The sequence below is a fragment of the Pseudonocardia sp. DR1-2 genome (genome assembly GCF_023717215.1).
In the GTDB taxonomy this organism is placed as follows: Bacteria; Actinomycetota; Actinomycetes; order Mycobacteriales; family Pseudonocardiaceae; genus Pseudonocardia; species Pseudonocardia alni.
Genome location: NZ_JAMQOF010000002.1, coordinates 149,882 through 174,178, shown reverse-complemented (window position 1 = coordinate 174,178; position 24,297 = coordinate 149,882). Strand labels below are relative to the sequence as shown.

Genomic DNA, 24,297 nt, shown 5'->3' with positions numbered 1-24,297 from the left:
GCCGTGGATCATTCCCGGCTCCGATGTGGCCGACCCCCGTCCGGCGCGACAGTGGGTGCACACCCCGACACGAGGAGCTGGAGATGACCACGATGACCACCACCCCGCACGACCACGCGACCCCGGAGCCCGCCCGCCCCGGCGACCCGGACGCCTACCCCGTCCTCACCGTCCTGATGCTGATGCTCGGCGGCTTCGTGCTGCCCGTCGTCGGCTGGCTCGCCGGTGTCGTGATGCTGTGGACCGGTCGCTCCTGGACGGTCGGGGAGAAGTGGCTCGGCACTCTGGTGTGGCCGGGGATCGTGGCCGTCCCGGCGCTGGTGCTGGTCGCCGGCCTCGTGGCGACGCCGGAGCCGGGTGCCGGGCACTGGGCGATCGTCGTCACCGGGATCGTCGGTGTCCTGGGTGCGCTGGTCGTCCTGCCCTGGACCTTCGTGAAGCTGCTGCGCGCCGGTCGGCGTACCCACTGAAGTTGGTAGTGACGCTCGCTCGAACAGGTGAACGGATTATCCGGCGCACAACCTCCTGATTCGGACCTGTGAGACACAACATATCCGCATTTGCGGATACGTTCTGGCCGATCGTCAGCGGTGTGCGGATCTCACCGGGTTCCGTGCGTCACAGCGCCGAGCGCATCACGACCACTGCCCTCTCGTTCCGCTCTCCAACGGACTCCGCCGGCCGCTCCCCCCGGGCCACGGAGCGAAGGAGAGGACAACGATGTCTGCCCCGACACGTGCACGCACCGAACGCCGCGATGTCAGCCGTCGCCGATTCCTCGGCTACCTGGTCGCCGCCCCCACCCTCGTCGTCGCGGCGGAGGTCGGCCGCCAGCAGCTGTTCGCCCCGCCGGGGGCCTCGGCGGCCGCGATCCCGTCGCCGCCCCAGGTGGCCGACGCCTACGACCTGCTCGACGCCATCCGCGACTCCTCCCGGCCGACCTCGGCCCTGATCCGGGTGGAGGTGAACCGGGACGGCACGGTGTCGTTCCAGCTCCCGCGGTCGGACAACGGGCAGGGGATCATCACCTCGACCGCGATGATCATCGCCGAGGAGATGGACCTCGACCCGGACCAGGTGACGGTCACGCTGGCCGACTCGCGTCCGGAGCTGGTCTTCAACCAGCTCACCGGCGGCTCCAGCACGACGTTCTCGACCTACACCCCGATCCGGGTCGCCGCGGCGATCGCGAAGGGCCGGCTGCTCGACGCGGCCGCCGCCCTCCTCCAGCAGGACGTGGGCACCCTCACCAGCCGCGCCGGGCTCATCACCGGTGCCGGGGGCAGCGCGATCCCGTTCGGGGAGCTCACCGAGGCCGCGGCCGTCGACGCCACCCGCTCGGTGGAGGTGGTGCTCAAGCCGCGCGAGGAGTTCACGGTCATCGGGACCGACCGGCGCAACGCGCAGGCCCGCGACATCGTCACCGGCCGCAAGCAGTTCATCGCCGACATGAGGATCCCCGACGCGCTGCCGACGGTGATCTGCCGCGGCCCGAACCTGAACTGCGCCCCGGTCTCGGTCGCCAACGCCGACGAGGTGCGCTCCATGCCGGGCGTCACCGACGTCGTCGAGTGCGCGACCGGCGTCGCCGTGCGGGCACACACCTACGGTCAGGCCGTCGACGGCGTGAACGCGCTGCGCGTGCGCTGGGACGCGGGCACCGTCGAGGGCGAGAACGACGAGTCCGTGCTGCAGAAGGTGCGGGCGGCCGAGCTGCCGCTGGCGGTCCCGTCGGTGCCGGGGGAGACGGTCGAGGGCGATTTCACCTTCTACTTCCGCAGCAGCTCGGCGCTGGAGACCAACACCGCGATCGCCGACGTCCGGGACGGCCGCTGCGAGATCTGGACCTCGCTGAAGATCCCGATCACCGTGCAGCACGACATCGCCGAGCAGCTCGGGCTGCCGGTCAACGCGGTCACCATCCACATCGTCCCGGGCGGCGGCTCGTTCGGCCGCCGTCTCTTCGGTGACGCGGCCAAGGAGGCCGCCGAGATCTCCCAGAAGCTCGGCAAGCCGGTCAAGCTGATCTGGTCACGCGCCGACGACTCCCGCCAGGGCCGGGTGCACCCGATGGCCACCTCCCGGATCCGGGCGGTCGTCTCCGGCGAGTCCGTCGTCAGCTTCGAGCAGCGGCACACCGGTGTGAGCTGCGACTTCGGGCACGGCTTCGGCGACGCCGTCACCGCCGCCGCCGCGAAGGCCCCGCTCGGCCAGTTCTCGGTAGCGGAGTCGATCTGGGAGCTGACCCAGGCCACGCCCTACGACTTCGGTGCCCAGACCCGGGTGCTCAGCGAGGTCGACATGCGGTTCAACACCGGCTCGATGCGCAACGTGTACTCGCCCGACGTCTGCACCGCCCGCGACCTGATCGTCGACCGCATCGCGGAGAAGATGGGCAAGGACTCCTACGAGTTCCGCCGCGAGTTCCTCCGCAACGACGCGATGCGCGCCGTGCTCGACAAGGTCGCCGAGGAGGGCGACTGGGGCCGGTCGATGCCCGACGGCACGGCGCAGGGGATCGGGTTCCACGTCGAGTACAAGGGCTTCGCAGCCTGCCTGGTCGAGATCGACTGCCGCCCGCAGACCGTGGACCGTGAGGTCCGCCAGGCGCGGACCGGCCCGCGGGTGACCAAGGCGGTCTTCGCCGTCGACGGCGGTCTGGTCATCAACCCGCTCGGCTTCAAGGCCCAGATCATGGGCGGGATCAACGACGCGATCGCGATGACGCTGACCGCGGGCCTGCACCTGGTCGACGGTCACTTCGTCGAGGCGAGCTGGGACAACTACTTCTACACCCGGCAGTGGAACACCCCGCTCGACCTGCAGGTCCACCTGGTCGACAACGGGCGGCCGGAGCCCGGTGGGGCCGGCGAGTTCGGCGTCGCCCCGACCTGCGGGGCGATCGCGAACGCCTACGCGCGCGCCACCGGCCGGGTGCCGGACCACTTCCCGATCCTGCACCACGAGCCGCTGCCGTTCGAGCCGTACCCGACCGTGCCGCCGATCCCGCCGTCGCCGACCAACGGCCTCGACTTCGTCCGCTGAGGAGCCCCCCATGTCTTCCCACACCTTCACGGTCAACGGCGAGAAGGTCACCGTTGACGTCGAGGACGACGTCCGGGTCCTGTGGGTCCTGCGGGACCTGCTGGGCGTGACGGGGCCGAAGTACGGCTGCGGGATCAACGTCTGCAAGGCCTGCACCAGCCACATCAACGGCAAGGCGTTCAACCCGTGCTCGGTGCCGGTGGGCGCCCTCTCGGAGTCGGACGAGATCACGACGATCGAGGGTCTGGCGAAGGGCGAGGAGCTGCACCCGATGCAGCAGGCCTGGATCGACAACGACGTCGCGCAGTGCGGTTACTGCCAGCCGGGTCAGATCATGGCGGCGGTCGACCTGGTCGAGCGGTGTGCGGCCGAGGGCCGCTCGATCGACGACGACGCCCTGGACGAGATCCGCAACATCTGCCGATGCGGCACCTACAACCGCATCCGCGAGGCGATCAGGGCCGGCGCCGACGCCATGTGACGGCGCGCGCCCGCCGCACCGGGACCCGGGCGGCGGGCGGCGGGCGCGGGACCCTTCGGTCGACACCCGGTCCCGGTTCGGGTGCTCTCCACCGGCTCACCCGTACGAGTGGTCTGTTCGGCGGTAGGGCAACCCCATCCTGCGGAGTATGCGACGGCGAGTCATCCGCATCTGCGGGTAAGGGGACCCTGAATGGCAACTCGTTGACCTGCGAATCATTGGATCTCCGACAGTGTGACCAGCGGATTTCGCTCTACGCGTGCCGCGCGTACCGACGCGTATCCGTCGAATCAGGCACGTCGTTGATCGCCCGAATGCCCTGCAGTCGTCCCCGCTCCCCGCACCGGACGTCGCATCGGGCGCGCACCGCAGCACATTCCGAGAGGACAACGATGCCCGCTCACAGCGCCACCGCCCCCGAGCGCCCGGCGTCCGGAGACGACCGCAAGAACGTCAGCCGCCGGCGGTTCCTCGGCTACCTGGTCGCCGCCCCGACGCTGGTCGTCGCGGCCGAGATCGGGCGCCAGACCTACTTCCCCGGCGTCCCGCAGGCCAACGCGGCCGCGATCCCGTCGCCGCCCCTGCCGGCCGAGCTCTACGACCTCCTCGACGTCATCCGGGACTCCGCGCGCCCGACCGCGAACCTCATCCGCATCGAGGTCAACCGCGACGGCACCGTCTCGTTCGCGCTGCCGCGATCGGACAACGGCCAGGGCATCATCACGTCGACGCAGATGATCATCGCCGAGGAGATGAACCTCGACCCCGACCAGGTGATCGTCACCCTGGCCGACGCCCGCCCGGAGCTGGTGTTCAACCAGCTCACCGGCGGCTCGACGACCACGTTCTCCACCTACACCCCGATCCGGGTCGCGGCGGCGCTCGCGCAGAAGCGGCTGCTCGACGCGGCCGCGAACGAGCTGCGCCAGGACGTGAACGTGCTGCGCAGCCGTCAGGGGCTCATCACCGGCAACAACGGCGAGCAGCTGCCCTTCGGCGAGCTCACCGAGCTGGCGTCCAGCTCGGTGAACGAGGCCGTCGACGTCGTCCTGAAGGACCGCGAGGAGTTCACCGTCATCGGGACGCCGCGGACCAAGTCCGACGCGCGCGCCATGGTGACCGGGAAGAAGAAGTTCCTCGCCGACCTGCAGATCCCGGACGCGCTGCCGACCGTCATCTGCCGCGGCCCGAACCTCAACTCGGCCCCGCAGGGTGTCCGCAACATCGACGAGGTCCGGAACATGCCGGGCGTCACCGACGTCGAGCAGGTCCCGACCGGCGTGGCGGTCCGCGCGAAGACGTTCGGGCAGGCCGTGGACGCGGTCAACGCGCTGCGCGTCGACTGGGACGGCGGCACGGTCGAGGGCGAGAACGACGAGTCCGTGCTGGCGGCCCTGCGCCGCGGCGAGCTGCCGCTGGCCGTGCCCCAGGTGCCGGGTGAGACCGTCGAGGGCGACTTCACGTTCTACTTCCGCAGCAACTCCGCGCTGGAGACCAACTGCGCCATCGCCGACGTCCGCGACGGCTCGGCGGAGATCTGGGGACCGTCCAAGTCGCCGATCGCCGCGCAGGCCGAGATCGCCAAGAAGCTCGGGATCGCGCAGAACGCGGTCACCGTGCACGTCACCGAGGGCGGCGGCTCGTTCGGGCGCCGGCTGTTCTTCGACGGCCTCGAGGAGGCCGCCGAGTGCTCGCAGGCGTTCGGCAAGCCGGTGAAGCTCATGTGGACCCGCGCCGACGACTCCCGCCAGGGGCGCACGCACCCGATGGCGACCACCCGGGTCCGGGCGCAGGTCTCCGGCGACGCGGTGTCCAGCTTCGAGATCCGCCACACCAGCGTCGCCACCGAGATCAACCCGGGTCTGTCCGAGGCGATCACCGCCGCGGCGAACAAGGCCCCGGGCGGCAACTACACGGTCTCGCAGAGCATCTACGTGACCACGCAGACCAACCCGTACAACGTCGGTGTCGCGACCTCGCTGCTCAACGAGGTCGACATGCGCTTCAACACGTGCTCGATGCGCAACATCTACTCGCCCGACACGGCCACCGCGCGCGAGCTGATGATCGACCAGGTCGCGGCCAAGATGGGCAAGGACCCCTATGAGTTCCGGTCGGAGTACACCAAGCTGACCCGCTGGAAGGACGTCGTCGACCGGGCCGCCAAGGAGGCGGACTGGGGCAAGTCGATGCCGGAGGGCACCGCCCAGGGCATCGCGATGCACGTCGAGTACAAGGGCGTGGCCTGCGCCGTCGTCGAGCTCGACTGCCGCCCCGAGACGGTGAACCGGAAGATCCGTTCCGCCCGCACCGGGCCGCGCGTCACCAAGGTCACCTACGTCGTCGACGTGGGGCTGATCATCAACCCGCGTGGTCTCGAGGCCCAGATGATGGGCGGGATCAACGACGGCATCGCGATGACGCTGACCGCGGGCCTGCACCTGGTCGACGGTCACTTCGTCGAGGCGAGCTGGGACAACTACTTCTACACCCGGCAGTGGAACACCCCGCCCGAGATGAACATCGTGCTCATCGAGGACTCCGAGGCCCCCGAGCCCGGCGGTGCCGGCGAGTTCGGCGTGGCGGCCACCTGCGGCGCGATCGCCTGCGCCTACGCCCGCGCAACGGGGAAGGTCCCGACCGAGTTCCCGATCCTGCACAACGAGCCGCTGCCGTTCGAGCCGTACCCGACCGTGCCGCCGATCCCGCCGTCGCCGACCAACGGCCTCGACTTCGTCCGCTGAGGAGACTGACATGCCTTCCCACACCTTCACGGTCAACGGCGAGAAGGTCACCGTCGACGTCGAGGACGACGTCCGCGTGCTCTGGGTCCTGCGCGACCTGCTCGGGGTGACCGGCCCGAAGTACGGCTGCGGGATCAACGTCTGCAAGGCCTGCACCAGCCACATCAACGGCAAGGCGTTCAACCCCTGCTCGGTGCCGGTCGGCGCCATCTCCGAGTCCGACGAGATCACCACCATCGAGGGGATCGCGAAGGGCGAGGAGCTGCACCCGATGCAGCAGGCCTGGATCGACAACGACGTCGCCCAGTGCGGCTACTGCCAGCCCGGCCAGATCATGGCCGCCATCGACCTGGTCAAGCGGTGCTCGGCCGAGGGCCGCTCGATCGACGACGACGCCCTGGACGAGATCCGCAACATCTGCCGCTGCGGCACCTACAACCGCATCCGCGAGGCGATCAAGGCCGGCGCCGACAACATGTGACGTCCGTGCGGCGTGCTCCGTACGCCGCACAACGCTGGGCCGTTAGTGTGAACGGCCTGCTCCCCGCTACCGAAGGACGGATTCGATGAAGAACCGGATGCGACGCTCCCTGATCGCCGTCGGCGCGCTCGGCGCGGTGGCGTTCCCGCTGGCCGGGATCGCCGCCGCCGACACCGAGGACGGGCACGGCTACCCCAGCACCCAGAGCCCGACCCAGGGCGTGGACTCGGTGCTGGAGCTGACCGACACGTTCGGCTACAGCTTCCTCGACGCCGCGGACACCTTCTCGCCGACGAACCGTCCGGACGGCGTCAACGGAACCGACACCGAGTTCCCGCAGGCCGACCCGCGCTTCGTCGAGGGTCCGGCCGGCGGGCTGGTCAAGGACGGACCCTTCGAGTAAGGGGCTCCCGGACGGCGGGGCCGGCACTCCTCACGGGGTGCCGGCCCCGTCGTCGTACCGGGGACTCAGTGCAGGACCTTCAGCCCCACCACACCGGCGACGATCGCGAGCAGGCACAACAGCCGCGCCGTCGTCGCCGGCTCGCCGAGGGCGGCCATGCCGTAGAGCGCGGTGCCGACCGCGCCGATGCCGACCCACACGGCGTACGCGGTGCCGACCGGCAGGTCGCGCAACGCCAGGGCCAGCCCGCCCATGCTCAGGGCCAGCGCGCCCGCGAACAGCAGCGACGGGCCGAGCCTGCTGAAGCCGCGGCTCTGCGACAGCGCCGCGGCCCACACCGTCTCCAGCACACCGGAGACCACGAGGTAGATCCATGCCATGACGAACTCCTCCCGGAAGGATGCGTCGTCTTGGCGTTCCGGGTACGGCGCGTCTCGTCCGGGGAGCCGCCGGGTGGGCGGTCCGGTACCAGGATGGCGGACCGCCGGGCCCGGGTCGAGTGATGGTGACCGGTCGGACCGCCGCGCACCGCCCCGACGCTGATCGGGAACGGGCTCGACACCGGAGGCCGGTCGGCGGACGCTTCCACCGTGGACCATCGCCTCCTCGCGTTCGCCGCCGCCGCGGCGGTCGTCATCGTCGTCCCCGGACCCAGCGTCGTGTTCACCGTCGGCCGCGCGCTCGCGGCCGGCCGGTCCGCCGCGCTGGCGACGGTCGTCGGCAACGCCGTCGGCGTCTTCCTGCAGGTGGTCGCGGTGGCGGTGGGCCTCGGACACCTCGTCGCACAGTCCGCCGCGGCGTTCACCGTCCTGAAGCTGGTGGGTGCCGCCTACCTGGTGTACCTGGGGATCACGGCGTTCCGGCACCGGCACGACGTCGTCCGCGCGATGCAGCGCTCGGCCGGTGACGCCCGGCAGGTGGGTCCGGCCCGCAGCGTCGTCGACGGTCTGGTGGTCGGCGTGCTGAACCCCAAGTCCGTCGTCTTCTTCGTCGCGTTCCTGCCCCAGTTCGTCGACGCCCGCGGGCCGGTCGCCACGCAGATCCTGCTGCTGGGGGCGTTCTTCGTCGCCATCGGTCTGGTGCTCGACAGCGTGTGGGCCCTCGCCGCCGGATCGGCCCGGGCCTGGTTCGCGTCGTCGCCGAGGCGGATCGCGGCCGTCGGCGGTGCCGGTGGGCTCGCGATGATCGGGCTCGGCGTCGGCGTGGCGGCGACGGGGTCGTCGCAGTAGCCGGCGGCTACCGGTCGAGGCCGACCAGGACCCCGAGGACGACCAGCGCGAGGCAGATCGCGCCGTTCAGGACCGGGTGCTCGGCGAGGATCGCGACGAACTCGCGCAGCGTGGCGCTGGGCCAGTAGTAGCGGGCGGTCGGCGAACCGACGACCTGGCCGTTCACCCCGGCCCGGCGGGCGGTGAGCGCCGCCCGGAAGGCGTGGAAGTTGTTGGTCACGACGGCGCACCGGTGGTCGGGCGCCCGCTCGGTCATCAGCGCCCGGCTGAACACGAGGTTCTCCCGCGTCGTCCTCGACCGGTCCTCCCGCAGGATCCTCTCCGACGGCACACCGCGGGCCACGAGGTAGTCGGCCATCGCGACGGCCTCGGCGACCGGCTCGTCGGGACCGCGCCCACCCGAGGTCACCAGCATCGGGTCCCCGCCCCGTTCCCGCTCCCGGTCCCACAGGGCGGCCCCGCGGTCCAGGCGGGCGGCGAGCAGTGGTGGCACCGCACCGCGGACGAGTCCCGACCCGAGCACGACGACGAAGTCGACCCCGGGACGGACCCCCACCCGTCCGTAGACGAACGCGTAGGCGACCAGACTGCACAGCAGGAACCCGAACCAGGCCGCGAGCAGCAGCGCCACGTAGGTCAGCGTCGTCAGGAACCGGTTGTCGACGACCACCGTGAGAGGTACGAGGACGACGACCGCGAGGCAGGCGAGCCCCGCGAGCAGCGACAGGAGGTTCGCCGGCCGGCGTCCCTCGCGCCGCATCATCACGACGCCGTTGAGGAGCAGGAATCCCGTCAGGACCAGCACACAGGCGACCAGCAGCACCCCGAGGAGCGTCGTGACGACGTCGACGACACCGGCGTCGAACCGGGAGAGCTCGGCGACGGCCCCCATCAGGACCAGGGCCACCGCGATCCCGCCGAGCACCGCGTTGCGGAACCGGCGCCGTTCGACGAGCACGCCGACGACACAGAGCACGGCCGCCGACGCGGCGAGGCCGAACAGGACCTGCGCGCCCGTCATCGGACCACCTCCGGCTGCGGCGGAACCGGACGGCGGCGGCGGAGCCACACCGCGACCACGACGCAGCACACGATCGTGAGGAGGAAGGCGACCTCACCCGCGGACGCCCCGGAGTCCCGGTGCCCGGCGGCGGGGTCGGCCAGGACGTTCTGCACCGCGTTCCACACGGTGTGGAAGGAACACGAGGCCCAGAGCCCGCCCCGCCCCAGTGCGAGCACACCCAGCAGGGCCCCCAGGGCGACGGTCGTCGCGACGTAGACGACGGTGGCGCCGGAGTTGAACGAGTGGCACAGACCGAAGACGACCGAGCTGAACGCCACCGCGGCGGTGCTGCCGAACCCGGTCCGCACCGCGCCGAGCAGATAGCCGCGGAACAGCAGCTCCTCGGTCGAGGACTGCAGTGCCGTGGCGAGCAGGACGGCCACGACCGCCGTCACCCCCGGGGCCACGACGTCCCCGGCCGGATCCGCGCCGCCGCCGTCGGGCCCGCTCACGGCTGCGGCGGCGACCGCGGCCACCGCGAACACGACGAACGCGAGTGCCGATGCCCCCAGCACCGCCCGGCCACGCCGTCGTACCGGGACACCGAGGCCGGACAGCCCCCGGCCCTCCCGCAGCCGCAACCACAGGACGAGCAGGATCAACGACACGCCGAACGGGACGACGAGGTCGACCACCTGCCACAGCCGCATGTCGTCGGCAGGGTCCGTCGGTGGACGCAGCGCGAGCCAGAGGAACTGGCCGGCGAACACCGCAGCGAGCACCACGACCGTCGCCACCGCGGCGCGCCCCCAGCGGCCGACCACTCCCCGCATGCGGTCCTCCCCGGTTGCTCTCGTCGCCACGACGTCTGCGCGCCGATCATGGCGGGCGGACGGGTGTCCGACCGGGGGATCGCACCGCTCGGGTGACCCGGGACGGGCTAGACCATCCGTGCGGGTGACCACCAGGAGATGCTGCGCCACAACCACTCCGCGGGCCCGTACCGGAAGCGCCGCAGCCACCGGCGGCTCACGACGACCTGGACCACCAGGATCGCGGCGGCGAGCGGGAGCAGGGCGCGGTACCCGCCCGGGCCGGAGAACGCCCCGGCCGTGGTCAGCAGCACGACCAGCAGCGTCGCCGTGAGGTAGTTCGTCAGCGCGAGCCGGCCGAGCGGGGCGAGCACGGACGACACCCACGGCCCGACCCGGGACGCCGTCAGCAGCACCAGTGCGCTCGCGTACCCGACGGCCATCACGAGCCCGGCGGTCGAGGACACCCGGTCGAACCCGCTGTGCTCGATCGTGTCGACCTGGACGCTGAGCAGCGGCACCGCGACGACGACGGCCCCGACCAGCACGGCCGTCCACACGGCCCGGTTCGGCGCCGCCATCCGGTGGTGCAGGCCGTAGCGGGCGGCGGCGAGACCGAGCAGGAACAGCCCGGGCACGAGGAGGAGCCCGCCGCTGGTGAACGCGAGCGCCACGCCCGTCGCGACCGCGCCGCCGAGCGCGATCACCGGCCGCGGCAGCCAGGAGGCCGGCAGGAGGACGACGACGCCGACGATCGCGTACGGGAGCAGCGCCTCACCGGGCTGCAGGAGATGGTGCGCGGCGCCGAGCACGCCGAGCACGAGCAGCCGGCGGAGCAGCACGAGCCGTGGCCGGGTGGTCCGCCGGGCGGCCCCGTCCAGGAACAGGGCGGTGCCGAGCCCGAACAGGAACGAGAACAGCGGGAAGAAGCGCTGGTGCGCGGTGAGCTCCAGCCACTGCGGCAGGGTGCCGCTCCAGGACCCCGCGGCGGGCGGCAGCCCGGCGATCGCGGGCATGTTGACGAGCAGGATCCCGCACAGGGCCAGCCCGCGGAGGGCGTCGAGGGCGTCGACCCGGTCGGGGGCGGTGGTCGTCGGATCCGGGGGAACGCTCACGTCTGTTCGCTGCACCGGTCCAGCGTGGCGGCCGTGCGGGGCTCGCGGATCGGCCCGGAGGCCGGTTCCGGCTGCGGGGCCTCGTACTTTCGGCCGTGACCGTGTGCTGCCAGGCTCGGGCGATGTCCGCATCCCGTGTCGCGCTCCTGCGGTGGCGGTTCGACCTGACGTGGGCCCTGTTCGAGTACCACCTCGACCGGCTCGACGACGACGAGACCCTGTGGCGGCCGGCGCGCGTCTGCTGGACGGTGCACCCGTCCGGCGACGGGACGTGGCGGCCCGACTGGGCGGACTCCGAACCCGACCCGGTCCCCGTCCCGACGATCGCGTGGGTCACCTGGCACATCGACTGGTGGTGGTCGGTGACGCTGGACCACCTCCGTGGCCGGACCCCGCGGGACCGCACCGATGTGGTGTGGCCGGGCGACGCCGCGTCGACCGTCGCCCGGATGCGCGCACTGCGTGGGGAATGGGCGGACGTCCTGGACGGACTGTCCGACGACGACCTCGCCGCCGAGGCCACGTTCCCGTGGCAGGGGGATCCGGAGATGACGGTCGGCCACACCCTGGCCTGGGTGAACACCGAGCTGGCGAAGAACGTCGCGGAGGCCGGGCAGCTGCGGCTGGTGCACGCGGCCGGTCACTGAGCAGGCCCGGGGACGACGAACGCCGGGCCACCCGCGAGGGTGTGCCCGGCGTTCCGCCTTCCTGCTGGCGGAGGATACGGGATTTGAACCCGTGAGGGATTGCTCCCAACACGCTTTCCAAGCGTGCGCCCTAGGCCACTAGGCGAATCCTCCGCGAAGGAGGTTACGCGACGCCCTCGGCGATCCGACGCGGCCCCCTCGCCGCCCGACGGCGCCGTCCGTGGCACACTGTCCGTGGACCCCGTGCGGCGTCCATCCTGTGAACTCCCCCAGGGCCGGAAGGCAGCAAGGGTCAACAGGCTCTGGCGGGTGCGCGGGGTCCCCTTCTGTCTCCGAGCGGGTCCCCGGAGTGTCGGACCCCCTGGGTAGCCTTCCCCTCGTGGCTCTGGCTCTGTACCGCAAGTACCGCCCGGCCAAGCTGGCCGACGTCGTGGGGCAGGAGCACGTCACCGAGCCCCTGGCCACCGCCCTCACCGCGGGGCGGATCAACCACGCGTATCTGTTCTCGGGGCCGCGGGGCTGCGGCAAGACGTCCTCGGCCCGCATCCTGGCGCGCTCGCTGAACTGCGAGCAGGGGCCGACCCCGGATCCCTGCGGCGTCTGCAACTCGTGCATCGCGCTCGCCCCCGAGGGGTCGGGCAGCATCGACGTCGTCGAGCTCGACGCGGCGTCGCACGGTGGTGTCGAGGACGCGCGCGAGCTGCGTGACCGGGCGTTCTACGCGCCCGCGGAGTCGCGCTACCGCGTGTTCGTCGTCGACGAGGCGCACATGGTCACCACCCAGGGCTTCAACGCGCTGCTCAAGATCGTCGAGGAGCCCCCGGAGCACCTGGTCTTCGTGTTCGCGACGACGGAGCCGGAGAAGGTGCTCCCGACGATCCGGTCGCGGACCCACCACTACCCGTTCCGGCTGATCCCGCCCGGCACGATGCGCGCGCTGCTGGAGAAGATCTGCGGCGAGGAGCAGGTGACCGTCGCGCCGCCGGTGTTCCCGCTGGTCATCCGGGCCGGGGGCGGTTCGGCCCGGGACACGCTGTCGGTGCTGGACCAGCTGCTCGCCGGCGCCGGGCCGCAGGGTGTGACCTACGAGCGCGCGGTCGCGCTGCTCGGGGTGACCGACTCCGGCCTGATCGACGACACCGTGGACGCGCTCGCCGCGGCCGACGGCGCGGCCGTCTACGGCGCGGTGGACCGGCTCGTCGAGGCCGGGCACGACCCCCGTCGCTTCGCCTCGGACCTGCTGCAGCGCTTCCGCGACCTGATGCTCGTGCAGGCCGTGCCGGACGCCGCCGAGCAGGGACTGGTCGACGGCGCCGCGGACGAACTGTCCCGGATGGCCGACCAGGCCGCCCGGCTCGGCCCGGCCACCCTCACCCGCTACGGCGAGATCCTGCACCAGGGTCTGATCGAGATGCGCGGGGCGACGGCCCCGCGGCTGCTGCTGGAGCTGCTGGTCTCGCGGATGCTGCTCCCGGCGGCCACGACCTCCGACGGCGGGCTGCTCGAACGTCTGGAGCGCATCGAGCGGCGCAACGCGATCGCGCCCGGCCCCGCCGGCCCGGCCGACGACGGCGGCGCCGCCAAGCGGTTCGTCCGGCCCAGCGAGCGCCCGGCCACCCCGGAGCCGACCGGCGGCGCACCGTCGCGTTCCGCGGAACGCGAGGCCGGGGCCCCGATGGCCGTGCCCGCCCCGGCACCGTCGCGGCCCGCCGAGCCCGCACCGGACGCCGCCGCCCCGGCACCCACCGCCCCGGAGCCCGCGGGGACCGGACCGGAGGCGGGCGCGGAGCGTTCCGCGGAACGCTCCGACGGCCGGGCCACGGCCACCGCTGCCGCCCCGGCCCCCGGTGCCCACCACGGCGCCGGCCCCCAGGACCGGGGCGGCGACGTCCAGGACCGGGGCGGTGAGGGCTCCGGTCGCGGCCCCGCGGCCGCGGATGCCGGGACCCGGCCGGTGGGCGCCACGGCACCCCACGCCGAGGAGGCGACCGGGCCACGCGGACCGGGCGGCGCCGCGACGGAGGCGGCGTCCTCGGGCAGGCCCGCTGCTCCCTCCGCCGGTGCGGAGTCCGGGGCGGAGCGTTCCGCGGAGCGCGCTCCGGCGACCGCCGGCCCGGCCCCGGTGGACGGCCCGGCTGCCGACCGACCTGCCGCGGACGGCCCGGGTACGGACGGCCCGGCCGCAGAGGGTCGGCAGGCGGACGGTCGCCGGGCGGACGGGCCGGGAGCGGGCGGGACCGAGGAGCCCGCCGCGCAGGAGGCCCCGGCCCGTCGTCCCGCCCCGCCCCGCGACGGCGCCCCCGCCGACGCCGTACCGCCGGAGTCGGCGCAGCCGGTGTCGTCGGCGTCGTCGCTGGACGCGACGGCGGTCCGCCGGGTCTGGCCGGAGATCCTCGCCGCTGTCCGTCAGCGCAGCCGCAGCACCGAGGCGCTGCTGGTCAACGCCACCGTCCGGGCGGTCGACGGCGACACCCTGGTCCTCGCGATCGGCGCCCCGCCGCTGGCCCGGCGGCTGTCCGAGGCGCGCAACACCGACGTGATCGCCGATGCGCTGCGCGCCGTCCTCGGGGTCCAGTGGCGGGTCCACTGCGACACCGGGGAGGCCGCGACCGCGCGTCGCGCCGCCACACCGGAACGCGCGCAGCGGGCGGTGCCGCAGCGCCCCTCCCAGCGCGACGCCCCGCAGCGCGAGCAGGGCGGGCGGCCCACCCGCCGTCCCGCGGGGGATCCCGACGTCCCGCTGCCGCCGGAGCCGCCGCCGGAGGACGCACCGCCGGACCCTCGTGATGCCGGACCGCAGGGGGGCGACGGTCCGGGCGCACGACCCGCCCCGGTACGGAACCAGGCCGCCGAGGAGGAGGACATGCTCGCCGAGGCCGCGGCCGAGGCGGCGTCGCCGGGCGCCCGTCGCGACCCCGAGGCCGCCGCGCTGGAGATCCTCACCTCGCACCTGGGGGCCCGCGCGATCGACCCGCGCTGACCCCCGGCCCGGACGGGTGGTGGCCGGGGCGCAGGTGGTCAGCGGCGCAGCTGTGCCAGCACCGCAGCGGCCACCGCCGCCGCGATCCGGTCCCGCCCGGCGGGGTCGGTGAGCACGGCGGCGTCGCCGGCGTTGCGCATGTTGCCCGCCTCCACGAGCGCGGTCGGCACGGTCGAGGTGTTCAGGCCGGCCAGGTCCTCGCGGCCGTCGAGCCCGTCGCGGCCGATGTAACCGGCCGGGGCGAACCCGGCCGAGCGGAGCGCGTCCCGCAGCCCGGTGGCCAGGCGCAGCGACGCCGGTCCGGTCCCGTGCACCGCGGGCTCCGCGTACGCGACGTGGAACCCGCGGGCCGAGGCCGCCGCGCCGTCCGCGTGCAGCGACACGGCCAGCGCCGCACCGGCCCGGCCGCCCGCCGCACCGCGGGCGTCGACGCAGGGGCCGACGCCGTCGTCGTCGGAGCGGGTGAGCACCACCCGCACACCGGCGGCCTCCAGCCGGGACCGCACCCGCCCGGCCAGGTCCCAGGTGAAGGTGTGCTCGGCGTAGCCGGCGTTCGTGGACGTGCCGGTCGTGTTGCACGGTTTGGTCCCGCCGCGCCCGTCGGGGACCGGCCGGTTCACCGCGGCCGGGTCCGCGGCGTTGCCGCCGTTGTGCCCGGGGTCGAGCAGCACGACGGGGGCGGGGACCGGCGCCGGGGTGGTGGGCAGCGAACGGGTCGTCGCGGCCGGTACCGGGGTCGCGTCGACCGAGGGCGGAGCCGGTGCCGCTGCGCCGCAGCCGGCGCACAGCAGCGCGACGACGGCCGGGAGGACGGCTGTGGCGGAACGGATCAGGGCGCGCACGGTCGGTCAGCCTGACACGTCTACCCTGGGAGAAGGACACGTCCGCGCCGGTCGCGCCGGGGAAGCCCCCGATCGCGCGAGCCGGACCCGACAGCGAGGGGTACGCGTGCAACCCGGTCAGCCCGACATGCAGATGATCCTGCAGCAGGCCCAGAAGATGCAGCAGCAGCTCCAGCAGGCCCAGGCCGAGCTCGCGACCGCCGAGGTCACCGGCCAGGCGGGGAACGGGCTGGTCGAGGTCACCGTCACCGCGGGCCTGGAGCCGCGCTCGGTGCGGATCGACCCGAAGGTCGTGGACCCCGAGGACGTCGAGACCCTGCAGGACCTCGTCGCCGGCGCGCTCGCCGACGCGGTCCGCCGTGCGCAGGAGCTGCAGCAGGAGAAGATGGGTCCGCTCGCCGGCGGTCTCGACATGGGCGGCCTGGGCCTCCCGGGCGCCTGAGGTGTTCGAAGGACCGGTCCAGGACCTGATCGACGAGCTGGGGCGCCTGCCCGGGGTCGGTCCGAAGAGCGCCCAGCGCATCGCGTTCCACCTGCTCGCCGCGGACCCGGCCGACATCAACCGGCTCCAGGAGGTCCTGCAGACGGTCAAGCAGGGCGTCGCGTTCTGCGACGTGTGCGGCAACGTCGCGTCGGACACCCGCTGCCGCTACTGCTCCGACGCGCGACGCGACCCGACACTGGTGTGCGTGGTCGAGGAGCCCAAGGACGTCCTGGCCGTCGAGCGGACCCGGGAGTTCAAGGGGCGCTACCACGTGCTCGGCGGCGCGCTCGACCCGCTGGCCGGGATCGGCCCGGACACGCTGCGGATCCGCGAGCTGCTCGCCCGCCTCGGCGGCACCGGTCCGGCGACCGACGAGACCGAGATCTCCGAGGTCATCATCGCGACCGACCCCAACACCGAGGGCGAGGCGACCGCGACCTACCTGGTCCGGCTGCTGCGCGACTTCCCGGGCCTGAGCGTCACGCGGCTCGCGTCCGGCCTGCCGATGGGCGGCGACCTGGAGTTCGCCGACGAGATGACACTCGGCCGCGCGCTCGCCGGCCGGCGGGCCCTCTAGCCCCCGGACACAGAACGGGCCGGTCCGTCCAGGGCGCGTTGCCCCGGCCGTGACCGGCCACCCGGCGCAGCAACCCCCCGCCGCTGCGCCGTCCTTCCTTCCCGGTGGGTCCCGAGAGCGGTGTCAGTCGGAGTCCTCGTCGCCCCACGCGTCCACGTGGTGCGGCCGGCCGTGGAGCTGGCGCTGCCTGCGCTCCCACTCCCGGCGTCGCTGCTCGGCGATCCGGCGCCACGCCTCGCTCTGGCGCCGCTCGGTCACCCCGATCACGATCGCCGAGACGACCAGTGTGGCCAGCCCGGCCAGGGCCACCACCACCAGCGCGATCACGGCGACCACCGCCCGGTACGGGCGCTGTGGTGCGTGCCTGTGTGCGGCACCTGCGTCCTGCGGATCATGTCAATCTCCCTTCGTGTGTCGCGGTCGGTCCGTGGTCCCCCGGTCGCCACGGTCGGTGTGTCCGCCGTCACGTCCGGGTGAGTCCAGGATGCACGACGACACGCGTTCGTGCAATTGCAGGCTCAGGGGATTGCACAGAACTGTAGATTGCACGGCGGGGCCACGGAGGGAGCGCGAGGTGGAGCAGGAGCCGACCGGCGCGCGACGGCGGCTGGGTGCCGAACTGCGCAGGCTGCGCGTCAACGCCGGTCTGAAGCTGGAGGACGCCGCGGGTGGCGTGGGCTGCTCGACGTCGAAGATCAGCAGGCTGGAGAACGGCAAGGGGGTGCCGCGCCCGGCCGACGTCGCCGCGCTGGTCGAGGTCTACGGCGGAGTCGCCGGGGTCGAGGCGGAGATGCTCGAGCGGCTCGTCACCGAGAGCCGCACCCGCGGCTGGTGGGAGCCGTTCACCGAGGGCCTGCGCAGTGACCCGCACTTCCTGCCGTCGCCGGGGCGCTACGCCGCCGCCGAGTCCGACGCGACCGCCGTCGCCGCGTTCGACCTGACCGTGCTGCACGGGCTGCTCCAGACGCCCGCCTATGCGCACGCCGCGTTGCGTGCCCGGCTCCCGGGGCGCCCGGACTGGGAGATCGACCAGCTCGTGCGGCTGCGCGGACGTCGCCACGAGGCGCTCACCGCGACGCCGCCACTGGTGCTCGACGCCGTCGTCGACGAGGCCGTGCTCGCCCGCGCGACCGGCGGCCCCGCGGTGATGGCCGAGCAGCTCGACCGGCTGCTCACGCTGTCGGGCCTGCCCGACGTGACGCTGCGCGTGCTCCCGTTCGGCGCCGGGCCGCAGCGGGCGCACGCCGGCCGCTTCGCGATCCTGACCGTCCCCGACGAGCTCGGCCCCGACGTCGTCCACACCGAGGGGCACGCGGGGGAGTCGTTCCTGGAGTCGCCCGCCGACCTGCGCACCTACCGCGAGGTCTTCGACGAGGTCCGGGCCGCCGCGCTCGGCGAGGACGCCTCGCGGGCCGCGGTGTCGGCCCACCGGGACGCGCACCGGTCGGCCGTCGACGACGGCCCGGACGAACGGGACGTGCGTACCAGTTCGTAGCACTATCGTGACGCAAGGGTCTACCGGTTGGTAACGGACCGCTATAGGTTTCCCCGTCATCAGGTGTCCGCACGCACACATCGGGTGGACACCTCTGCCGACGAGGGGACCGGAATGCGCAGACGGTGGATGACGGCGGTCATGGCGGGCGTGCTCGCAGTGGGCATGACCGCCTGCGCGAGCTCGGAGCGCGGAGCGGGTGGCGACGCCGCCGGGGGGACGTTCGTGTTCGGCGCCGCGGGTGCGCCGAAGAACTTCGACCCGATCTTCAACGACGACGGCGAGAGCTTCCGCCCGGCCCGGCAGATGTTCGACACGCTGATCACCTACAAGCCCGGGACCACCGAGCTCGAGCCCGGCCTGGCCACCGAGTGGACGTCCACGCCGGACGGCAAGACCTGGACGTTCACCCTCCGCGAGGGCGTCACGTTCCACGACGGCACGCCGCTCGACGCGACCGCGGTCTGTGCGAACTTCGACCGCTGGTTCAACATGAAGGGCGCCGCGGCGCAGAGCCAGATGATCTACTACGGCGACGTCTTCGAGGGCTTCGCCAAGAACGAGGGCGACGCCTCGGGCGCCCCGCTGTACAAGTCCTGCACGGCGCAGAGCCCGAACACCGCCGTCCTGGCGCTGAACAAGTTCAAGGGCGCGTTCCCGGCCGCCTTCGGCCTCACGTCGTTCTCGATCTCCAGCCCGGCGGCGCTCAAGCAGTACGACGCCGACGCCGTCACCCAGAGTGGTGACTCCTTCACCTACCCCGCCTATGCGAACGAGCACCCGACGGGCACCGGGCCGTTCAAGTTCGAGAGCTTCGACAAGGCGAACAACACGATCACCCTGGTCCGCAACGACCAGTACTGGGGTGAGAAGGCGAAGCTCGACCGGCTCATCTTCAAGATCATCCCCGACGAGAACGCCCGCAAGCAGGAGCTGGCCGCCGGCACCATCGACGGCTACGACTACCCGTCCCCGGCGGACTACCAGACCCTGAAGGACCAGGGTGACCAGGTGCTGATCCGCCAGCCGTTCTCGCTGCTCTACATGGGCATCAACACCAAGAACAACCCGAAGCTCAAGGACCTGCGGGTCCGCCAGGCGCTCGCGTACGCCATCGACCGCGAGTCGCTGGTCCGCACCAAGATGCCCGAGGGCTCCGCGGTCGCGAAGGAGTTCGTGCCGCCGACCGTCGCGGGCTACGCCGACGACGTCACCCAGTACCCGTACGACCCGGAGAAGGCCAAGCAGCTGCTCGCCGAGGCCGGCGCGCAGAACCTGACGCTGAACTTCTACTACCCGACCGAGATCACCCGGCCCTACATGCCGAACCCGGCGGACCTGTTCTCGGCGATGTCGGCGAACCTGAAGGCCGTCGGCATCACGGTCAACCCGGTCGCGCGGCCGTGGAACGGCGGCTACAAGGACGACGTCCAGAAGGCGGGCAAGCACGACCTGCACATGCTCGGCTGGACCGGCGACTACAACGACGCCGGCAACTTCGTGGGCACGTTCTTCGGCCGGGAGAAGGCCGAGTTCGGGCCGCAGGACCCGGCGATGTTCGCCGAGCTGGCCAAGGCCGACTCCATCCCGGACCCGGCCGGTCACGCCGCCGCGTACCAGCAGGCGAACAAGGACATCATGGCCAAGTACCTGCCGGCCGTGCCGATCCTGACCACCGGCCCGGCGATCGTCGTCGGACCGAACGTGCAGGGCGTGATCCCGTCGCCGCTGACCGACGAGCGCTTCGTCTCCGTCAGCAAGAACTGACCGTGCCCCGGGCGCCGCGGAGACCCCGCGGCGCCCGGTCGCGTGTCCCGCCTCCCACCACTGAGGACATCCACGCATGCTGCGCTTCGTCGCGCGCCGCCTGCTCCAGGTCGTCCCGACGCTGCTCATCCTGTCCGTGCTGTTGTTCGCCTGGCTGCGCTCGCTGCCCGGCGGACCGGCCGGTGCGCTGCTCGGAGACAAGGCGACCCCGGAGTCGATCGCGGCACTGAACAAGACACTGGGCCTGGACCAGCCCATCCCGATCCAGTACTTGCACTACCTCGGCCGGGCGCTGACCGGCGACTTCGGCGCCTCGCTGGTCACCGGTGACCCGGTGATCACCGAGCTCGGCCGCGCGCTGCCGGGGACGATCGAGCTGTCCCTGTCGGCCCTGCTGCTCGCCGTCGCCCTCGGGATCCCGCTGGGCTACCTCGCGGCCCGCCACCGCGGCGGGATCTGGGACAACCTGACCATCGTCGGGACCCTGGTCGGCGTCGCCGTGCCGGTGTTCTTCCTCGGATATGTGCTCAAGCAGTTCCTGGCCGTCGACCTCGGCCTGTTCCCGCCGTCCGGACTGCAGTCGACCGGCATCGACGCCACCTCGGTCACCGGCTTCCCCACCCTCGACGGCCTGCTGACCCGCGAGTTCGACGCCAGCTGGGACTCGCTGCTGCACCTCGTGCTGCCCGCCGTCACCCTCGCCACGATCCCGCTCGCCGTCATCGTGCGGATCACCCGGGCCTCGGTGCTCGACGTGCTGGAGTCCGACTTCGTCCGCACCGCCAACGCCAAGGGGCTCGCGCCGGGCACCGTCCGCGGCCGGCACGTGCTGCGCAACGCGCTGCTGCCGGTCTCGACGACGATCGGTCTGCAGACCGGCCTGCTCCTCGCCGGTGCGGTGCTGACCGAGAAGGTGTTCAACCGGCCCGGCATCGGCACCCTGATCGCCGAGGGCATCGAGCGCCGCGACTACCCGCGGCTGCAGGCCGTGGTGCTGCTCGGCGCGCTCATCTACGTGCTGGTCAACCTGCTCGTCGACCTGTCCTACGCCGTGATCGACCCGAGGGTGAGGCTGCGATGAGCGCACCGACCACCTGGGCGCAGCGGCGGAAGGACCGGATCGACGACACCGCCGGCCGCAGCCTGTCCGCGGACGCACTGCGCCGGCTGCGCCGCAGCCCCACCGCGATCGTCGGGGCGGTGATCATCGGGGTGTTCGTGCTGGTCTCGGTGTTCGCGCCGCTGCTGGCCCCGCACGACCCGGCCCAGGCGTTCCCGCAGCTGCTCGACCAGCTGCGCCCCGGCTCGATCCCCGGACCGCAGCCCGGCTTCCTGCTCGGCAGCGACCAGAACGGCCGCGACGAGTTCTCCCGGATGATCCTGGCGTCGCGTCAGACCCTGCTCGTCGGCGTGCTCGCGACCGTGTTCGGGCTCGCGGCGGGCCTGGTCATCGGCGTGCTCGCCGGCGCGTTCGGCGGCTGGATCGACACCGTCCTCATGCGCGTCACCGACGTGCTGCTGTCGATCCCGTCGCTGCTGCTCGCGATCTCGGTCGCGGCGCTGGCCGCCCGGCCCAGCCAGACCACGGTCATCATCGCCGTCGCGCTGGTGAACGTGCCGATCTTCGCGCGGCTGCTGCGCGGGTCGATGCTCGCCCAGCGCGACTCCGACCACGTCCTCGCGGCCACCGCGCTCGGCGTGAAGCGACGGGCGGTCGTGCTGCGGCACATGCTGCCCAACGCGATCGGCCCGGTGATCGTGCAGGCCACGCTGACCCTGGCGACGGCGATCCTCGACGCGGCCGCGCTGTCCTTCCTCGGCCTCGGCGACGCCGACCCGGCCCGCGCCGAGTGGGGCCTGATGCTCGCCTCCGCGCAGCCCTACCTCGACGTCCGGCCCGGGCTGGCGGTCTACCCGGCGATCGCGATCATCGTCGTCGCGCTCGGGTTCACGCTGCTCGGTGAGTCGCTGCGCGAGGCCATCGACCCGAAAGGCCGGAGATGACCACACCTCCGATGAACCCGTTGTTGCAGGTCCAGGACCTGTCCGTGCGCTTCGTCCGCAAAGGCGAGGCCGACGTCGCCGCCGTCGACGGTGTGTCGTTCGACGTCCGCCCCGGCGAGGTCGTCGGCCTGGTCGGCGAGTCCGGCTGCGGCAAGTCCGTGACCTCCCTGGCGATCATGGGACTGCTGCCGGGCCGTACCCCCCGGGTGGGCGGCTCGGTGCTGTTCTCCTCCGGGGACGAGTCCGTCGACCTGCTCACCCTGTCCGACGCCGAGCTGCGCGAGCGGCGCGGCCGCGACATCGGGATGGTCTTCCAGGACCCGCTGTCGTCGCTGAACCCGGTCGTCCCGGTGGGTGTCCAGATCACCGAGGCGCTCACTCGGCACCGCGGGATGAGCAAGGACGAGGCGCGTACGGAGGCCGTCGCCCTGCTGGAGCGGGTCGGCATCCCCGACCCGGCACGACGCGTGTCGGCCTACCCGCACCAGATGTCGGGCGGGATGCGCCAGCGCGCGCTGATCGCGATCGCGCTCGCCTGCCGGCCGAAGCTGCTCATCGCCGACGAGCCGACCACCGCCCTCGACGTCACCATCCAGGCCCAGATCCTGGAGCTGCTGCGCGAACTCGTCGCCGAGACGGGAACGGCACTGATCATGATCACGCACGACCTGGGCGTCGTCGCGGGGCTCTGCGACCGGGTCAACGTCCTCTACGGCGGCCGGGTCGTGGAACGCGCGGAGCGGCACGCCCTGTTCGGGGGCCCGCGCCACCCGTACACCTCGGGGCTCATCCGGTCGATCCCGCGGCTGGACTCCGACCCCGCCGCGGAGCTGCCCGCGATCACCGGGTCGGTGTCGGACAACCTGCCCTGGGACCACGCCTGCGCGTTCGCGCCGCGCTGCCCGCGGGCGCTGGAGACCTGCACCTCGGTCACCCCGGTGGCCGACGACGAGGCGGGCCGGCTGCTGCGCTGCCACAACCCCGAGCCGATCGGAGCGACGGCATGAGCCCCCTGCTGGAGGTCGAGGACCTGCAGGTCCACTTCCCGATCACCCGGGGTGTGCTGGTGCAGCGCACCGTCGGGCACGTCCGGGCCGTCGACGGCGTCTCGCTGCGGATCGAGCGCGGCGAGACCTACGGCCTGGTCGGCGAGTCCGGCTGCGGCAAGTCGACCCTCGGGCGGGCGATCCTCAAGCTCACCGAGCCGACCGCGGGCACGGTGTCCTTCGACGGCACCGACGTCGCCGCACTGAAGGGGGAGCCGCTGCGCCGGATGCGCCGCCGGTTCCAGATGGTGTTCCAGGACCCGATGTCCAGCCTGGATCCGCGCCAGTCGGTCGGGTCGCTGCTGCGCGAGGGCCTGGCCGCGCACGGGATCGAGGCCGGTCCGGACCGGCTCGCCGAGCTCATGCGCGCGGTGGGGCTGCCGGAGTCCGCGCTGCGCCGCTACCCGCACGAGTTCTCCGGCGGGCAGCGTCAGCGCATCGGGATCGCCCGGGCCCTGTGCGTGGAGCCCGACCTCGTCGTCGCCGACGAGCCGGTCTCGGCGCTGGACGTGTCGGTGCAGGCCCAGGTGCTCAACCTGCTGCGCTCGCTGCAGCGCGAGCTCGGCCTGACCTACCTGGTGATCGCGCACGACCTGGCCGTCGTGCGGCACGTGTCGGACCGGGTCGGGGTGATGTACCTCGGGTCGATCGTGGAGGAGGCGCCCGCCCGCGCGCTCTACGACGGCCCGCTGCACCCCTACACCCGGGCGCTGCTCTCGGCCGTGCCCCAGCCGGACCCGACCGTGGAGGACACCCGCGAGCGGATCCTCCTGTCCGGGGACCTGCCCTCGCCCGCCGCGCCGCCGTCCGGGTGCCGGTTCCACACCCGCTGCCCGTGGCGCCAGGACGACCGGTGCTCCACCGAGCGCCCGCAGCTGCGCGTGCTCGACGGCGACACCTCGGGGCACCGGGTCGCCTGCCACCACGCCGAGGCGATCCGCGACGGACGCATCACCCCGCACGAGGTGACCGCGGAGGAGGCCGACGCCGCCGTCGGTCCGGGCGGCGGCCCGGAGGTCCCCGACCAGCAGATCACCCTCGGCGACGCGATCGGCCGCTGAGCCCCGGGCCCGCGGTGCCCCCAGGGGAACTCTCGTGGCTTAGAGCGCTACGAGGGTGACCCTGGGGGCAGGCGGGGAGGG

Annotated in this window: 23 protein-coding genes, 1 tRNA gene, 1 other RNA gene and 1 riboswitch; of the genes, 18 read left to right on the top strand and 7 right to left on the bottom strand. The window is 72.9% G+C overall.

All coding sequences use genetic code 11. The features are described 5' to 3' along the window. Nucleotides 1-83: 83 nt before the first annotated feature. From ND486_RS05550 to ND486_RS05525, 6 genes are all read left to right on the top strand, one after another. Nucleotides 84-470, top strand: a complete 387-nt coding sequence (locus ND486_RS05550) for a hypothetical protein (RefSeq protein WP_251783122.1) — start codon at nt 84-86, stop codon at nt 468-470. 250 nt (nt 471-720) lie between these two features. Continuing rightward, nucleotides 721-3,045 carry a molybdopterin cofactor-binding domain-containing protein gene (locus ND486_RS05545; protein ID WP_251783121.1) on the top strand — a complete coding sequence of 775 codons (2,325 nt, stop codon included), beginning with the start codon at nt 721-723 and terminating at the stop codon, nt 3,043-3,045. Nucleotides 3,046-3,055: 10 nt separating this feature from the next. Beyond that, on the top strand, nt 3,056-3,526 hold the full coding sequence (locus ND486_RS05540) for a (2Fe-2S)-binding protein (RefSeq protein WP_251783120.1): 471 nt from the start codon (nt 3,056-3,058) through the stop codon (nt 3,524-3,526). Between the two features lie 392 nt (nt 3,527-3,918). Continuing rightward, entirely contained in the window at nt 3,919-6,270 is a 2,352-nt protein-coding gene (locus ND486_RS05535; RefSeq protein WP_251783119.1) for a molybdopterin cofactor-binding domain-containing protein, read from the top strand. A 10-nt stretch (nt 6,271-6,280) separates the two neighbouring features. Beyond that, nucleotides 6,281-6,751: a (2Fe-2S)-binding protein gene (locus tag ND486_RS05530; RefSeq protein ID WP_251783118.1), complete on the top strand. Its 471-nt coding sequence runs from the start codon at nt 6,281-6,283 to the stop codon at nt 6,749-6,751. A gap of 97 nt (nt 6,752-6,848) precedes the next feature. Beyond that, nucleotides 6,849-7,154: a hypothetical protein gene (locus tag ND486_RS05525; RefSeq protein WP_208826068.1), complete on the top strand. Its 306-nt coding sequence runs from the start codon at nt 6,849-6,851 to the stop codon at nt 7,152-7,154. Nucleotides 7,155-7,219: 65 nt separating this feature from the next. On the opposite strand, the gene ND486_RS05520 is transcribed toward ND486_RS05525, so the two are convergent. Next, nucleotides 7,220-7,534: a multidrug efflux SMR transporter gene (locus ND486_RS05520; protein WP_060713653.1), complete on the bottom strand. Its 315-nt coding sequence runs from the start codon at nt 7,532-7,534 to the stop codon at nt 7,220-7,222. Between the two features lie 19 nt (nt 7,535-7,553). After that, nucleotides 7,554-7,620, bottom strand: a riboswitch (guanidine-III (ykkC-III) riboswitch). A 124-nt stretch (nt 7,621-7,744) separates the two neighbouring features. Here ND486_RS05520 and ND486_RS05515 point away from each other — a divergent pair. Beyond that, entirely contained in the window at nt 7,745-8,383 is a 639-nt protein-coding gene (locus tag ND486_RS05515) for a LysE family translocator (protein WP_224403820.1), read from the top strand. A gap of 7 nt (nt 8,384-8,390) precedes the next feature. Here the strand turns inward: ND486_RS05515 and ND486_RS05510 are convergent, their stop codons facing one another. From ND486_RS05510 to ND486_RS05500, 3 genes are all read right to left on the bottom strand, one after another. Further along, nucleotides 8,391-9,404, bottom strand: a complete 1,014-nt coding sequence (locus ND486_RS05510; protein ID WP_251783117.1) for a YdcF family protein — start codon at nt 9,402-9,404, stop codon at nt 8,391-8,393. Beyond that, on the bottom strand, nt 9,401-10,219 hold the full coding sequence (locus ND486_RS05505; protein ID WP_251783116.1) for a CPBP family intramembrane glutamic endopeptidase: 819 nt from the start codon (nt 10,217-10,219) through the stop codon (nt 9,401-9,403). The genes ND486_RS05510 and ND486_RS05505 overlap by 4 nt, the downstream gene beginning before the upstream one ends. 107 nt (nt 10,220-10,326) lie before the next feature. Next, nucleotides 10,327-11,313 carry a DUF418 domain-containing protein gene (locus tag ND486_RS05500; RefSeq protein ID WP_251783115.1) on the bottom strand — a complete coding sequence of 329 codons (987 nt, stop codon included), beginning with the start codon at nt 11,311-11,313 and terminating at the stop codon, nt 10,327-10,329. A gap of 122 nt (nt 11,314-11,435) precedes the next feature. Between ND486_RS05500 and ND486_RS05495 the strand changes: the two genes are divergently transcribed. Beyond that, complete coding sequence (locus ND486_RS05495) at nt 11,436-11,960, top strand: DinB family protein (RefSeq protein WP_251783114.1); 525 nt, start codon at nt 11,436-11,438, stop codon at nt 11,958-11,960. Between the two features lie 65 nt (nt 11,961-12,025). Here ND486_RS05495 and ND486_RS05490 read toward each other — a convergent pair. Next, nucleotides 12,026-12,113, bottom strand: a tRNA-Ser gene (locus tag ND486_RS05490). An 80-nt stretch (nt 12,114-12,193) separates the two neighbouring features. Here ND486_RS05490 and ffs point away from each other — a divergent pair. Continuing rightward, nucleotides 12,194-12,288, top strand: an RNA gene (gene ffs / locus ND486_RS05485) — signal recognition particle sRNA small type. Nucleotides 12,289-12,339: 51 nt separating this feature from the next. After that, the gene (locus ND486_RS05480) at nt 12,340-14,940 is read left to right on the top strand and encodes a DNA polymerase III subunit gamma and tau (RefSeq protein ID WP_251783113.1); all 2,601 of its coding nucleotides are present in this window, start codon (nt 12,340-12,342) and stop codon (nt 14,938-14,940) included. A gap of 38 nt (nt 14,941-14,978) precedes the next feature. Here the strand turns inward: ND486_RS05480 and ND486_RS05475 are convergent, their stop codons facing one another. Beyond that, on the bottom strand, nt 14,979-15,782 hold the full coding sequence (locus tag ND486_RS05475; protein ID WP_224403811.1) for an N-acetylmuramoyl-L-alanine amidase: 804 nt from the start codon (nt 15,780-15,782) through the stop codon (nt 14,979-14,981). A gap of 127 nt (nt 15,783-15,909) precedes the next feature. Between ND486_RS05475 and ND486_RS05470 the strand changes: the two genes are divergently transcribed. Together ND486_RS05470 and recR are read left to right on the top strand one after the other, a co-directional pair. After that, nucleotides 15,910-16,224 (top strand): YbaB/EbfC family nucleoid-associated protein, encoded by a 315-nt coding sequence (locus ND486_RS05470; protein ID WP_060713646.1) that lies wholly within the window; start codon nt 15,910-15,912, stop codon nt 16,222-16,224. Between the two features lies 1 nt (nt 16,225). Beyond that, nucleotides 16,226-16,843 carry a recombination mediator RecR gene (recR, locus tag ND486_RS05465; protein ID WP_062399547.1) on the top strand — a complete coding sequence of 206 codons (618 nt, stop codon included), beginning with the start codon at nt 16,226-16,228 and terminating at the stop codon, nt 16,841-16,843. A 123-nt stretch (nt 16,844-16,966) separates the two neighbouring features. On the opposite strand, the gene ND486_RS05460 is transcribed toward recR, so the two are convergent. Then, entirely contained in the window at nt 16,967-17,170 is a 204-nt protein-coding gene (locus tag ND486_RS05460; protein ID WP_251783112.1) for a hypothetical protein, read from the bottom strand. Between the two features lie 247 nt (nt 17,171-17,417). On the opposite strand from ND486_RS05460, the gene ND486_RS05455 reads away from it, so the two are divergent. From ND486_RS05455 to ND486_RS05430, 6 genes are all read left to right on the top strand, one after another. Then, nucleotides 17,418-18,338 carry a helix-turn-helix transcriptional regulator gene (locus ND486_RS05455; RefSeq protein WP_251783111.1) on the top strand — a complete coding sequence of 307 codons (921 nt, stop codon included), beginning with the start codon at nt 17,418-17,420 and terminating at the stop codon, nt 18,336-18,338. Nucleotides 18,339-18,467: 129 nt separating this feature from the next. Beyond that, nucleotides 18,468-20,105 (top strand): ABC transporter substrate-binding protein, encoded by a 1,638-nt coding sequence (locus tag ND486_RS05450; RefSeq protein ID WP_251783110.1) that lies wholly within the window; start codon nt 18,468-18,470, stop codon nt 20,103-20,105. 76 nt (nt 20,106-20,181) lie between these two features. Continuing rightward, nucleotides 20,182-21,186 (top strand): ABC transporter permease, encoded by a 1,005-nt coding sequence (locus tag ND486_RS05445; protein ID WP_062399555.1) that lies wholly within the window; start codon nt 20,182-20,184, stop codon nt 21,184-21,186. Further along, a complete protein-coding gene (locus ND486_RS05440; RefSeq protein WP_062399557.1) occupies nt 21,183-22,109 on the top strand; it encodes an ABC transporter permease in 927 nt (308 codons plus the stop codon). The genes ND486_RS05445 and ND486_RS05440 overlap by 4 nt, the downstream gene beginning before the upstream one ends. Then, complete coding sequence (locus ND486_RS05435) at nt 22,106-23,116, top strand: ABC transporter ATP-binding protein (protein WP_285898312.1); 1,011 nt, start codon at nt 22,106-22,108, stop codon at nt 23,114-23,116. The genes ND486_RS05440 and ND486_RS05435 overlap by 4 nt, the downstream gene beginning before the upstream one ends. Continuing rightward, the gene (locus ND486_RS05430; RefSeq protein WP_208826288.1) at nt 23,113-24,216 is read left to right on the top strand and encodes an ABC transporter ATP-binding protein; all 1,104 of its coding nucleotides are present in this window, start codon (nt 23,113-23,115) and stop codon (nt 24,214-24,216) included. Before ND486_RS05435 ends, ND486_RS05430 begins: the two co-directional genes overlap by 4 nt. The last annotated feature ends 81 nt before the right edge of the window (nt 24,217-24,297 follow it).

Bases quoted from the DNA above. Each gene is read 5' to 3' on its own strand.
- ND486_RS05550 (WP_251783122.1), top strand. From the start codon at position 84: ATGACCACGATGACCACCACCCCGCACGACCACGCGACCCCGGAGCCC.
- ND486_RS05545 (WP_251783121.1), top strand. From the start codon at position 721: ATGTCTGCCCCGACACGTGCACGCACCGAACGCCGCGATGTCAGCCGT.
- ND486_RS05540 (WP_251783120.1), top strand. From the start codon at position 3,056: ATGTCTTCCCACACCTTCACGGTCAACGGCGAGAAGGTCACCGTTGAC.
- ND486_RS05535 (WP_251783119.1), top strand. From the start codon at position 3,919: ATGCCCGCTCACAGCGCCACCGCCCCCGAGCGCCCGGCGTCCGGAGAC.
- ND486_RS05530 (WP_251783118.1), top strand. From the start codon at position 6,281: ATGCCTTCCCACACCTTCACGGTCAACGGCGAGAAGGTCACCGTCGAC.
- ND486_RS05525 (WP_208826068.1), top strand. From the start codon at position 6,849: ATGCGACGCTCCCTGATCGCCGTCGGCGCGCTCGGCGCGGTGGCGTTC.
- ND486_RS05520 (WP_060713653.1), bottom strand. From the start codon at position 7,534: ATGGCATGGATCTACCTCGTGGTCTCCGGTGTGCTGGAGACGGTGTGG.
- ND486_RS05510 (WP_251783117.1), bottom strand. From the start codon at position 9,404: ATGACGGGCGCGCAGGTCCTGTTCGGCCTCGCCGCGTCGGCGGCCGTG.
- ND486_RS05505 (WP_251783116.1), bottom strand. From the start codon at position 10,219: ATGCGGGGAGTGGTCGGCCGCTGGGGGCGCGCCGCGGTGGCGACGGTC.
- ND486_RS05495 (WP_251783114.1), top strand. From the start codon at position 11,436: ATGTCCGCATCCCGTGTCGCGCTCCTGCGGTGGCGGTTCGACCTGACG.
- ND486_RS05470 (WP_060713646.1), top strand. From the start codon at position 15,910: ATGCAGATGATCCTGCAGCAGGCCCAGAAGATGCAGCAGCAGCTCCAG.
- ND486_RS05450 (WP_251783110.1), top strand. From the start codon at position 18,468: ATGACGGCGGTCATGGCGGGCGTGCTCGCAGTGGGCATGACCGCCTGC.
- ND486_RS05445 (WP_062399555.1), top strand. From the start codon at position 20,182: ATGCTGCGCTTCGTCGCGCGCCGCCTGCTCCAGGTCGTCCCGACGCTG.
- ND486_RS05440 (WP_062399557.1), top strand. From the start codon at position 21,183: ATGAGCGCACCGACCACCTGGGCGCAGCGGCGGAAGGACCGGATCGAC.
- ND486_RS05435 (WP_285898312.1), top strand. From the start codon at position 22,106: ATGACCACACCTCCGATGAACCCGTTGTTGCAGGTCCAGGACCTGTCC.
- ND486_RS05430 (WP_208826288.1), top strand. From the start codon at position 23,113: ATGAGCCCCCTGCTGGAGGTCGAGGACCTGCAGGTCCACTTCCCGATC.